The sequence below is a fragment of the Pseudomonas nitroreducens TX1 genome (assembly GCF_000313755.1).
In the GTDB taxonomy this organism is placed as follows: domain Bacteria; phylum Pseudomonadota; class Gammaproteobacteria; order Pseudomonadales; family Pseudomonadaceae; genus Pseudomonas; species Pseudomonas nitroreducens_A.
The window spans coordinates 1-12,489 of record NZ_AMZB01000036.1 but is presented as its reverse complement, the minus strand read 5'-3'; the positions used below and the strand labels follow the sequence as shown (position 1 = coordinate 12,489).

Below are 12,489 nucleotides of genomic sequence, written 5' to 3'. Positions count from 1 at the left end.
GCTTATCGGGGCTTAGAGCTAGCCCTCAACAGCACTACCCAGAGCTCGGCACCCAGGCGCTCGAGCGTCTGCTATGGGTCGGTAGCTGGCCCACGTCACAGGCAGAAATCGGCCAGAGGCGGGCGCAGGAACAGTATGAGCCAGGGCCCTTGAGCGATGCGTCTCGGCAGCGGACAGTTTTCTCGTTAGAGTGGAAAGCTGTGTTCTCATCCCCGCTCAAGGACGGCGCCAGGCAATGTTGAAGACCAATCAAGTAACGGATGAAATTCGAAAGACTCTGGATCGCAGGGACTACGAGTTCGGCATTCAGTCAATGGACGTCTCCGCCGACGGGAAAAAGGCCCTTTTGCTGGGAATATTTGAAGACCCCGACTTCCCTGAGGTCTTCGTCTACAGCGCCAGAAGCGGCAAGGCACGCAGGGTGAACAACGATGGCGCATTCATCGATGTGCCGATGGGAAAAGCATTCTGGGCAGCGAATGGCAGAGACTTCTACATAAACCGTTACGACTGCGACACGCTTTACAGAGTCGAACTGGACAGCAAGTCCTACAAGATCAAGAGCTTCGAAGAGGTCGAACAGAACGACGAGTACATCGAAGCAAAACTTAGGCAAGTGCTGGACCTGTTCCGCGACGAAAACAACTACAAGGAGCCGGTGATTGAGCCAGACTTCGAAGGCCCGTATCACCAGTTCGCCGTGGGCCTTCTGGCTGCACTCGAAGCCGGCGTGCAATCTGCAGTGAGTCGGTGCAAATTGAGCATGCTCGATTCGGACCCTGAAGCCCTCATAAGTGCAGCAAGGAATGCCCTGAGCCATCGCCAGAGCACTTATTTCAGCATCGAACAGCTCAAGAAGGAGCTTTCTCTGAGTATCGACACCAGCGGCCTGAAGGCGGGGTTGGAGACGCTCAGAGAGATGGCTGGGCTACCAGCGGATCAAGTGCCGCTATAGCGGGCGCGAGTACAGCTGCCATACGCCATGGCTGCTATGGGTCGGTAGCAGACATCGGCCCCGAAGCGCAGGTTGCTCTTAGTAATGTTGGCTGCACCTTGCAGCGCTGGATGGCCAATGGGCGCAGAGGCTCTCATCTCACAATGAGAGCCTCCAGCAAGCCCAGGTCCCGGTACTTGAGCGTCAACTCCGCGTCCCTGTTCAGAAGCTCACGTTTAGCCCCAGGCGAATACCGTTGTCCTTGTAGCCATCGCCGAACTGCCCGGCGTAACCCAGGTCCACCGTGGTGCTAGTGGCAACCTGCGCGGTCACGCCTAACTGCGCCAGCGCGGTGTCCTGTGCCAGTGGCGGGCCCTTGACAGTGAACGCATCGCCACCGGCAAACGACAGCTGGCGCTTCGGATCGAGCTCGTCGAAGGCATGTTGCCAGCCTAGAGTCCCCTGCAGCGCAAGCGGCACCGAGCCCACTGTGGTCAGCGCCGTGGAGGCGTGCAGGCCGAGGGTGCCGTAGGTCACCTCGTCCTGCTCGCTGTTGCCATGAAGCGCGGTGCTGCCGCCGTGCTCCTTGAAACTGTCGCTGTCGACCTTGACGTGTGCCAGCCCGGCGAAGGGTTCCAGAATGAAGTCGCCGGCAGCGATGGCGTAGCCCAGTTCGCCGAAGACTTGCGTGGTGTTGGCGTCGTAACTCGCCTTGTCGTGCTCGGCGAGGCTACCGACCTGCACGTGGCGGCTGCTGTCGACGTCGTTCCAGGCGTGCGAGGCGCCGAGGCGCAGGTTCAGGGCATCCCACTGGCCGGAGGCGAACAGGGTCAGCGAGGTGCTGTCGATCTCGGCCGAGGAGTTGCGAGCGTCGACGTCGAGCTTGCTGGTGCCATAGCCCGCCGCGACGCCGACGCGCCAGTTGTCGCCCACCGGCAGGTCGATGCCCAGCAGGGTGCCGCGGCTGTCGTGATCCAGGCGCGCCGTGTTGCTGTTGCCGCTGGTGTCGCCCCAGCCGCCGTAGCCCTGCAGCCAGAAGGTCATGCCATTGTCGGCGTCAGTGTGCAGGATAGCGTCGGTCGAGGCCTGCCCTTGAGCCGCACGCAGGCGTTGGGCGATGGCATCGCGCACGTAGCGGCTGTCGTCGAATAGCGCACCTTGGGTGCTGGCATGCAGTTCGCCGGAGAGACTGTCATAGGCGGCTTGAGCCTGCTCGACGGTGAGCAGGCTGAGGGCGTTGTACAGCGTGCCCGTTGCGAGCGATTCGACGCCGGCGGCGGCTGAGCGCTGGTTGTAGCTACGGCCCGCCGAGATGAAGCTGACGTCGTTGCGCTCCAGGGTCAGCTCTACGCCGGTGGTGCTGTAAGCCAGCTCCGGGGTGAGGAACGCCAGATTGCTGCTGACTGCAGTGAAGGTGCCGCTGAGCGAGGCGGCCTGGATGATGTCGTAGGAGGTGCCGGGCGCCCAATCCCCCGTACCGGCGAGTACGTTGAGATTGGCGCCATTCAGATTGACGACGCCGGTGGAGATGAACCGGTCCGAGCTGCCATCTGGCGCGCTTTCGACTTCCAGGATCGAGCCGGCGCCCAGGGTCACGTCGCCATCCACGGTGAGGGTGCCGATGGAGTTGCCCGGCGCCAGTTTCGCCCCGCTGACGAGGGTGACATTGCCGTCGATGACGCCGTGGCCGCCGAGCGTGGCGCCGCTGGCGACGTCGACGTTACTGGTCAAGCGCGCGCTCGAACCCGCGCTGCCGCCAACGACCAGTCGCCCACCTTCCACCCGGGTACCGCCGCTGAGGCTGGAGTCGCTTTCCAGTTCCAGGGCACCAGTCCCGCGCTTGACCAGGCTGCCGCTGCCGGACATGACATTGGCGAAGCTGGCGGTGCTGTCTTGATCGAGAATCAGGCGTGCGTTGTTGGTGATCGCACCGCTGCCGAAGCTGCCGGCGCTGCCGGTAAGCGTGCCCGCACTGATAAGTGTGCCGCCGCTGTAATTGTTGCTGCCCAAGGTTAGGTTACCGGCACCGGTCTTGGTCAGCGAGCCGCTGCCGGAAATGGCATTGGTCAGCGTGGCATCAGTGGTTTGGTGCAGCTCCAGCGCTGCATTGTCGACGATCGCGCCGCTGCCGAAGCTGCCGGCCGAGCCGGTGAGCGTGCCCGCGCTGATCAGCGTGCCGCCGCTGTAGCTGTTGTTGCCGCTCAATACCAGTGTGCCGTCACCGAGCTTGGTCAGCGCGCCGCTGCCGGAAAGTGCCTGGCCGAGGGTGAAGGCGTTGCTGGGGTCGGCGATATCGATGCCACCACCGGCAGAACCGAACACCACGCTGCGCGCTGTGCTCTGGAAACTGGTACCGGTGACGCGCAAGGTACCGCCCTCGAAGTTAAGTTTGGCGGAGGACGCGCCGAGGTTGGCGTCGCTGGAAACAGACAGGGTGCCCAGGCTCAGGCGTGTGCTCTGCGTGTAGGTGTTAGAGCCGCGGAGCACCAGGGTGCCCATGCCGGTTTTGTCGATACCGGCACCCGTCAGTGCGTTGTCGACGTAAGCTGTCCAAGCGCTCGCCGCTTGGCTACCGTCGCCGACCCGCACTTCTCCCAGAGCACTCGGCGCGGTGTTGGTCAGCGCCAGGTCGTCGCCGACCAGGTGATAGCCGTCGCTGGCGAACTGGATGCCCTGAGCCTCGATGGCGCCAGCGCTGCTATCGACGGTCACCGTACCGGCCGCGCCGCCAAAGATGGAAAATGCATCATTGGGGTTGCGCCACGCAGTGACGCTGCCTGTAGCATCCGTCCAGTTCGCGCCGGCCTGCGACCAGACACCTGAGCCGCCGCCCATCTGCGAGGCGCTCGCAAGTCCGTCGGCGTTCCAGAAGTTGAGGGGCTGGTTGGTCGCATTGATCAGGTTGATCTGCTTGTTGGCAGTCAATACCTGCAGGGACGACCCCGCCTGCGGGATCAGGCCTCCATTGCTCATGGTCAGAGCACCGCCCCAATCGAACAGCCGATAAAGGCCTGGGCCGTAGCCGCCCGCGTCGAACAGGTTGAGCTGGGCGCCCTGCAGATTTAGGTCTCCCGTTACCGAGACGCCATGGCTGGCCCCCGGCGTGGAGAATCCACTCGAGGCGCCCAGGCTGAAGTCGGCCTGGCTGCCCTGGCGCAGGGTCAGGTCACCGTCGATGGTGAACACTCCGACCGGAGCGCCCGAAGCGAGATGACCGCCAGAGGCCACATCGACGTTGCCAGCCACGGTGCCGAAGCCGCCCAGCGAAGCGCCGCTGGAAACCGAAACCGGACCTGCGACGCGGGCCGATGCATGGCTGCTATCCCCGACCAGCAAGGTGCCGGACGTCACCTGGGTGCCACCGGTGTAGGTGTTAATGCCATTGAGAACCAGGTCGGCCGCGCCGTTCTTGGTCAGGCTGCCATTGATACCGGAAACGTCGCCGTTCAAAGCCAGGTCGTGGCTCCCAGCCAAGTTCAGGTTGCCGAGCAGGCTGACGGCGTTGCTAATGGTGCGCGCGGCGTCGCTGTCCAGTGAGGTGTTGGCCGAAGTGCGCAGGCTGCCGTTGCCGATGGCGCTATCGTTGGCAATGACCAGGGTGCCATTGGTCAGTAGAACATCGCCGTTGTAGCTGGCGTTGGGACCCGCCAGGGTGAGGTCGCCAGCACCGCTCTTGATCAGCGAACCCGTGCCACTGAGGGCGCCGCCGAGGGAGGTGGCGGTGCCGTTGGCCAGGGTCAGGTTATGGGTGCCGAAGTTGATGTTGTTGCCTAGCGAAAGTCCACTTGCATCAAGAGTGGAGTTGGCGCTCAGCGTCAGCTGGCTGCTACCGAGGCCGGTATTATTCTGCAGGATCAGGGTGCCGCCACCCAGCGTCGAGTTGCCGGTGAAATCGTTGGCACCGCTCAGGGTCAGGGTATTGGTCCCGGCCTTGCTCAGCCCGCCCGTTCCGGAAATCTTGCCCACCAGGGTCAGGTCGTTGCTGCCGGTCAGGGTCAGGTTGCCGTTGAGCTGGATCAGGTTGGTCAGGGTCTGGCCGGTGCTGGTGTCCAGCGCCGCCGTGCCGCCGACGCCGGCAGTGATGGTACCGCCGCCAGTGGCCCCGGCATGGGCAAGGATCAGCTTGCCGGCGTTGATGTTGAGGCCGCCACCGAAGTTGTTGGCGCCGCTCAGGGTCAGGTCGGCGGTGCCGGTCTTGGTCAGCGAGCCGGTGCCGTTGATCGCCCCGCCCAAGGTCAGGGCAGCGCCGCTGTTCACCGTCAGGTTAGCGCCGTTGAGCAAGATGGCATTGTTCACGGACAACGCGCTCGAGTTCGCCAGGGTGCTGGCGCCGGTCACGTTCAGGCCTTGGGTTCCAAGCGCCGCGGCATTGCCGAGGGTCAGCGTGCCGGCGGCCAGGGTGGTGCCACCGCTGAAGTCATTGGCGCCGCTGAGGGTCAGGTTGCCGGTGCCGGTCTTGGTTAGGGCGCCGGCACCGGTGAGCACGCCGGACAGGGTCAGGCCATTGGCGCTGTTGCTGACCAGCAGGCCATTGGTATCGAGGGTGATGCCGTTGCTCACCGTTGCACCTGCTACTGCAGCACCGAGGCCGCCGCCGTTGGCGGTAATGGTTGCGCCGGTGAGGGCCGCGCTGTCCACATTGAGCAGGCCGCCGTTGAGCTTGACCGCCGGGTTGACAGTACCGCCCGCAAACAGCTGATTGGTCAGGGACCAGGTGCCGCTGGTGATATTCAGGTTGCTGAAATTGACGTACTTGCTGCCGTCGATGGTGCCAGAGCCCGTCAGCCCGACGCCGCCACCGATGGCGTTATGCAGATTGAGCGTGTTGCCGTTGTTGGCGGTACCGCCGTTTACGATACCCGCCGGCACGTAGGCGAGGCCAAGGCCGCCGAGCACACCCAGATCGACACCCACCCCCGCCCCGCCGCTCATCACGGAGCCGGTGATGGCGTTGTAGGTGTTAGCGCCGGCGCCGGCGCCCAGGTTGATACTGCCAGTGACCGTACCGGCGTTGGTAAAGGTGTTGCCTGCGGCCGAGGCTTGCATCGCCACGCGGCCGGTGATGAGGCCTGACGCATTGTTGGTCAGCACGTTTCTGGCACCGCCACGCAGTGCGATCACCGGCATGTCTTCCGGCAGTACAGCGGCGCCAAGCAGCGCAGTGCCGCTGATCAGGCCGGAGTTATTAACGGTAGTGGTGCCACCTGCGCCGTTCTGCACCACCAGGCCGATCCCGGCGAGCCCCAGCAGGTTCGCCGAGAGCAGGCTGGAAGTGCCCATGACCTGGCCGGTGGAAAGGTTGTTGACCATCACCGTACTTCCGGCGGCGTTAGAGATATTGAGACCGGTAGCCAGCGAAACCAGGCCCGGTAATAACGCCGGATCGAGACGTCCTGCGTTGTTGACGGTGACACCAGTACCTGTGAGGGATACGGCGTTGACCAAATCGACAACGCCGGGATAGATCTGCGCACCGTTCTGAACATTGACCGTCAGGCCGCTGGTCGAGGTGACCAGGCCCACGGTGATGCCAGTACAGGAAATAGTGGAGCCGACTGTCGTACACAGGGCCTGTGCCTGTGGACTGAAGAATCCGGAAACCATCCCGGCTGCCGCCATGCTGACGGCCAGCGGCAACGGAGCGAAATGGGCGGTAAAGGCTTTGCTACGTTTGCTGCTATGCATGGTCATTCCTTTTCGCATGACGGGAAGCAGTGAGCTCTCGTGCAAGACAGTGCTTGCGCTGAAGGCGGAGGTCGCCTGGGCGTCTTTCGCCAGGGCTGGCTGAATCGATAACCCTCCGAACACTGGGGGGACAAAGCTTTCGAAGCTACACCAGTCGAAGGCAGACGAATCTCTCCCACGAACTCATCCTTGTTTTTATGGAGTGCATTGCCGAAGTGATTGCCTAGCCGCGGTATCAACTCCTTTTGCGCGAATCGAAGTTCAAGCGGTCAACGGTTCACAACATCCCTCTGAGTTGCCGCGGACACTCTTTCGTCCTCGGCCCTGGGGCATCGCGAGAGTCGCAGAATTGGCACGACCGTTCAGAGTGTCGGCGCCATCGTAGCCTGAGTTAATGCTGTTTTGCCATTATCTCTGAGCGAGTGGCTCGGAAATTCAGCTACTCAGCATCTGCGGGCACAGCGGGCTGCGTATGAAGAGAAATCTCATCAATGTGTGCCCCCGCAACCCCAACACACTGTTGAAGGTACTAGACAAGAGCCAACGGCGAGAGAAGAGCCGGATAAGCGACCGCAAGACACTCCGCCGGGCCCGGCTACTCCCAAACGGCTGTCGTATTTAGCTATGGAATCGGTAAGGCCTTTGCCCTGCAGCCGACTGAAACCGCGCGATCGGCGATTGGAGTGCAGGCCAGATACGCAGTCAGCCGTTCCTGGCCCCCAAGGCAGCTAGCGGCCAATAGCGGTCAACGAGTATTCACAAAAACAGAGGGCGACTCACGGCATTCAATGGCGCAGACGGCGAAGGTCTGCCGCATCCTGGGTCAGGTTGCGGATCACGTTGAGGAGCTGCTGCTTCAACACTGCATCGCCAATCCGCTCTGCGGCGCGCATCAGCTCAGCAGCAGCATCTTCATTCCGGCCGGCGATGCTATCAATGGTCTTGCGGGTATTACCGTTCAAAGCGTGGCACCTTTCCAAGGGCCGGAAAAACTAACACAAAGCGCCTGCTGAAAGGTTTCAGCTAGTTTTTTATCGACGAGCGGCAGCTAATTCTGAACAAGTTCCAGCTGTGCTTTTCTGCAATCCATCCCTGCCGGAAGGTAGCAGGGCGAGCGAAGAGGAATCCTGCGAAGCGTCTCCGGGCTCGGAGTGATTCAATCTGGAAATCGGAATCTTAAGCCGACCGAAGCCACGACAACCGCCCACATCCCGGTTACTTGTGTCGCTGCCAGGCGCCCCTGGCACTGGGCTTGGGAGGCAAGAACCCAGCCTGCCTCTGCCGCGTTGCTCGATTTGCGCTCAGGTCGATATTGCCCTGTCGACGCGGCCATTCGGCTAGCTGAGGGTAGCTATGACCGAGTTCTGCTCCTCACGAACGGCCACAACGGGTCGGATGCAGAAGTCCAGGTACCTGACCAGCCCCCTGAACGGCAGCCTTGAGCATGCTCTCATCATTGCTGAACACGACGCCCCCATGGATCAAACACCTGGGCATTTGCACAGCCACCCAGCGATGTAGAAACCAACGATTGAGCGTCGCGCTACTGGTGGCGAGGTAGACCGCGCCACCCCGAGGTCACGTCGTCGCCTCGAAGGCGCATCCGCTTTCTGCCACAACACGGTTACGGCCAGTCTGCTTCGCTTGGTAAAGCAACGCGTCGGCTTGCTCCAACACCCTGGCCGGATCCGCCTGTCCATCCTCACAGCAAGAAACACCAAGGGAAAGGGTGACCTGCCCTGCCGGGGGAATAGAGGTTATCTCCAGCGATCGGCGAATACGTTCGGCTACTTCTGTCGCTGCGGCCAAACTCGTTTGCGGCAACAACAAGATGAATTCTTCACCGCCAACCCTGCAGGCCAGATCTTCATCTCGGCAATTTCTACCAAGCAACTCCGAGAATACCTGCAACACTTTGTCGCCAACCGCGTGGCCGTGTTTGTCGTTGACACACTTGAAGTGGTCGATATCCATGCTTATCACGGCATAGCGCTTGCCAATTGAGTGCCAGTCGCTCAGAGCAGTTTCCAATACCCGACGATTTCCGAGACCTGTAAGCGGGTCGCTCAGAGCTTGTTGGTTGAGCTTGCCTATGCGCTCCTTCGTTAGCAGAGCACCCATGATCATCGCACGGCGAATACGCCAGGCTTCGACATACCAGGCATGGACTTTGCGAATGCCCTCTTCGCTGGCGCGCTGGCCGGCAAACTCGGCCAGCTGACTAAGAGGCCGGCTTATGCGCGATGCCGCCCACCAAAGCATCAACAGCCCTAACAGGCTCATCGGGACAATGGCAAATACGACCTGCAACAGCAGATTACGAACCATCCCGAGCGGAACGCTCAACGGTTGCTGGGAAACGACGCCCCAGCCGCTGTGGGGAACCGCCGCATAGCCGGCGAGCATTTCCATGCCTGCGGTGTTGCGGACAGGGGAAGCTCCGTTTTCGCCGCGCAGCACCGCATCGACTACAGGGTTGCTGCCGATTGTCTCTCCGATGCGCTCCGGGTCCGGATGAAACAACAGATGGTGAGTTTCATCCACCAGGTACACATAAGAAGAGTCCTGTTGGAAGTGCTTGCTGATGACCTCGTTAAGGGAATTGTCCTTTTGCAGATATATAGTGCCGCCCACCAGCCCGAGATACTCGCCCTCAGGACTCCAGATTGGCTGCGATACAAACACGATCAAATTTCCCGCCAGCGAGTTGAACGCGGGGCTGATCATAGCCTTCCGCTCATCCAGCGGCCTCCTGGAGCGAAGCTTCTGACCATTGACGCTGAGCGATACAGGATAGGAAGAGACGATCCGCCCCTCGGCATCGGCTACGACCACAGTATTGAAGCTGTGATCCTGCTCAGCTAGGCGGGAAGCTTCAGCGTCGCGCAGGGTTTCGAGACGGAAGTCCTGACCGATGACACGGGAACTGTAGGCCAGACGATCAAGGTCATCGCCCAGGCTCTGGCCAATGGTCAACGCAACCTTGGCGGCGTAAGCGCGGTTTGCCTCCAGAGAATTGTGGACCAGTGTTTCACGCTGGATCCGGTAGGTTGCATAGAGGTCATTGAGCAACGTCGCAAGGATCGCCAATAGAGCGAAGAGCAATATCAGCGTATGCAGGTTGACTCTGGGAGCAGGTCCGGACGGCATGAATAAGAACCAAGCAGGAACTGTAATGAGCGCGCCATATTCAGCGCTAACTTTCCGGCACCGCTCCCACCGAAAAAGCGGCGCACACCTGGAAACCAGGCTCCATAGAACACATTCTACCTACGCCATGTTGTGAATGGCCAATAGCCATTTCACGCTACGTAGTCAATGCACGGACGCAGACTCGTCGCCGAAGGACCTAGCCTGGATGGTGGCTTTCAGCGTTGGTCTCATCGGTGCTTCAATAGCCCCAGGTTACCCCGACACTCGAGCCGCCTACGACTGGCTTAGGTCATCTGCGAACTGCCCCAATGTGGCCAATTCGGTTAGCTTGCGGCTCTCAGTGACGGGCCGCAAAGGGTCGGTAGCTGCCTCTCGCCAGAGGGCAGACACCGGCCAGAAGCGGACGCCCCCGAACACCGATCCAGCGCGACTAAGGCCTCCAGTCCCAATCAACGTCCAGCTCTTTTCCGGTCTTGTAGCTCGTGGGCAAGGGCGTACGTGGGAGCGTGGTGCCGCCCAGGTAGGCTGTCTCGCCGACATGGAACCTTTCGGGCAGCGCGCGGATGGCGCTGTCGGCCAGGAAGAGGTTAAAGGTAACGGACAGATTTTCCGGCAGTTCTTCGATGGCGCTGCCCGTCAAGTCGAGTTCGTCCAGATCCAGAAAGGTTTTGGGCAACTTGCGAATCTTTGAGTATTCGGCAAAGAAGCCAACGTGCACGCTCGTCGACTCCGGTACTTCGGGGACCGGCGAGTAGCTGATATCCAGAGAGCACAGCTTCAGGTTCTCCGGCAGTTTGGCCACCTGAGTGTTGGCGACAAACAGGTCCAGATTGAGTGTCAGGTCGCTAGGCAGGCTGGTGATTCCCGTGCCGCGGATGTCCAGGCTGTCTCCCACGCTGAGCTGGAAAGGCAATTCGGTGATCGGGCAGTTCGTGATTATCAGGGCGCTGCCGATGTGCAGACGCTCGGGGAGCTTGGAGATGGTCGTGTCACTGATATTCAGCGAGCCGGACAATACCAGCGCCTCGGGCAGCACCTCGAGCGCGCTGTTGCTGGCAACAATGCTGCGGTCTACCCGTACATCGGCGGGCAACTGACGGAACTTGCACCCGGTGATGCGCAACGCGCCGCCGACCACCAAACCGGCCGGCAACGACTCGCTCAGCATTTCGCTTCCCTCCAGTACCAAATCTTCGGTTACCTCAAGGTTGTCAGGAAGCACAAGGTTCGGGCATGCGTAGATCCGCAGGTCACCACGAACGGTGAGCGGAGAAGGCAAGCTGCGAAGGCTGCTGTTGCTCAGGCTAAGAGAACCATCGATTACCCGTACGCTCTGCGGAAACTCGCTGATGTCGCTCAATGAGCAGTACGAGCCGGCAGTGAGGGTGATGCCTTCGTGCGATTCCACAGCCGCAATGCGCTGGCCGCCAATTTCAATAAAGCTGTCCATGTCCTTGTCGTTCTCTGCGCAAGAGGGGTGATGCGTTCAGGGGCCAGCAAGCCCCGCCATCCCGGCAGTTCCGCAAGCAGCCTGCCGCCAATATCACCAATAAGTCAGCCTGGCAGATGATGCATCACTGCCAAGCCACTGTGTGAAGTGGCCTTGGAAAAGTGTGAAGCTGTCTCGCCACGCGGTGCCCTTCATACTCACGCTGGCAGCAATTGGCTATGGCTTGAATTAGACGGGGCTGTAGCTCGAAATGCACACAGCGTTTAACGTACATCAGGCGCAGCATCGGGGGGGTCGTTGCGTGCCGACGAAAAAGATATCGGGGATAACCTCAGCGCTAAATTCACCGATGTAGCTGCAGCACCGCCTCCAGCTCCTCGCGCAGCCAGGACTCTTTGATCTCCGGTAGGCGTAGGATTATCTGCCGGGCGATCCAGTGCTGGCCGCGGCCAATGAAGTCGAAGCGCAGCTCTAGGTCCTCGATGGCCATGGCGCTGGCGTGGAAATCGCCAACGCCGTTGTCGGGCGTCGCACCCAGGCACTCCAGGCAGCGGCGCAGGCGACGGCAGCTCTCTGCCTCGCCTTCGTGCAGACGCTCCAGGCGCTGGCGCACTACGGGTTCGTCGGTCTGCCGCAGGCTGTCGAGCATGACCCGCGCGCCAGCGCGCTCGGCGCGCATCAGGGTCTGCAGCCAGGGAATAAGGTCGTCGGACATGAAAGTCCCCCCGGTAATGGCGAAGGCCCATCCTAGACCGTCGTGCGCAGTCGATTGAAATGAATTGAATTGCACTGATGCTGCAATTTCCCGAATGCATCCAGATTGCGCCGTACCTCCTCATTTCCGCTGCGCCGCTCGTCGGCCTTGATCCTGGACAAGGCATGGTAGAGGGCCACATGGCAGCGGCTCGGCCTTAAATCAAAATAAATGCACTTATGCAGCATTATTATTCGTTTGTTGCATCCATCGCGTCTGTTCAGACTGTTTGGGCTCCCTGCGGCGAATTGCCTCCTAAATGCCTAATTCGTCTTGCCGTATTCGTACGGGCAGGGAGCCGTCAGTCAACCGGAGTACGACGGAATCAAGATGGAAAGCGCGATACCCCTCGATCAGCACACCCCCCGCGACGCCGAATACAACTACGACATCGTTCGCCGCTTCACCCTCACCACCCTGGGCTGGGGCATCCTCGGGATGTTCATGGGCGTGTTCATCGCCGCCCAGCTGGTGTGGCCGCAGCTAAGCCTGGAGATGCCCTGGACCAGCTTC

Annotated in this window: 6 protein-coding genes and 1 pseudogene; 2 read left to right on the top strand and 5 right to left on the bottom strand. The window is 61.0% G+C overall.

Annotation, left to right across the window (positions count from 1 at the left end):
• Positions 1-235: 235 nt before the first annotated feature.
• Complete coding sequence (locus C167_RS0100420; RefSeq protein WP_017516317.1) at positions 236-955, top strand: hypothetical protein; 720 nt, start codon at positions 236-238, stop codon at positions 953-955.
• A gap of 201 nt (positions 956-1,156) precedes the next feature.
• On the opposite strand, the gene C167_RS0100415 is transcribed toward C167_RS0100420, so the two are convergent.
• From C167_RS0100415 to C167_RS0100390, 5 genes are all read right to left on the bottom strand, one after another.
• Positions 1,157-6,619, bottom strand: a complete 5,463-nt coding sequence (locus C167_RS0100415; protein WP_157791800.1) for an autotransporter domain-containing protein — start codon at positions 6,617-6,619, stop codon at positions 1,157-1,159.
• A gap of 785 nt (positions 6,620-7,404) precedes the next feature.
• Entirely contained in the window at positions 7,405-7,581 is a 177-nt protein-coding gene (locus C167_RS34795) for a hypothetical protein (RefSeq protein WP_017516314.1), read from the bottom strand.
• A gap of 616 nt (positions 7,582-8,197) precedes the next feature.
• Positions 8,198-9,769: a sensor domain-containing diguanylate cyclase gene (locus C167_RS0100400; protein ID WP_026078705.1), complete on the bottom strand. Its 1,572-nt coding sequence runs from the start codon at positions 9,767-9,769 to the stop codon at positions 8,198-8,200.
• Between the two features lie 433 nt (positions 9,770-10,202).
• Positions 10,203-11,222: a hypothetical protein gene (locus tag C167_RS0100395; RefSeq protein ID WP_017516312.1), complete on the bottom strand. Its 1,020-nt coding sequence runs from the start codon at positions 11,220-11,222 to the stop codon at positions 10,203-10,205.
• Between the two features lie 343 nt (positions 11,223-11,565).
• On the bottom strand, positions 11,566-11,937 hold the full coding sequence (locus tag C167_RS0100390) for a DUF6306 domain-containing protein (RefSeq protein ID WP_017516311.1): 372 nt from the start codon (positions 11,935-11,937) through the stop codon (positions 11,566-11,568).
• Between the two features lie 369 nt (positions 11,938-12,306).
• Between C167_RS0100390 and C167_RS31980 the strand changes: the two are divergent.
• A pseudogene (locus tag C167_RS31980) lies at positions 12,307-12,489 on the top strand (cytochrome C oxidase Cbb3); the annotation flags it as partial.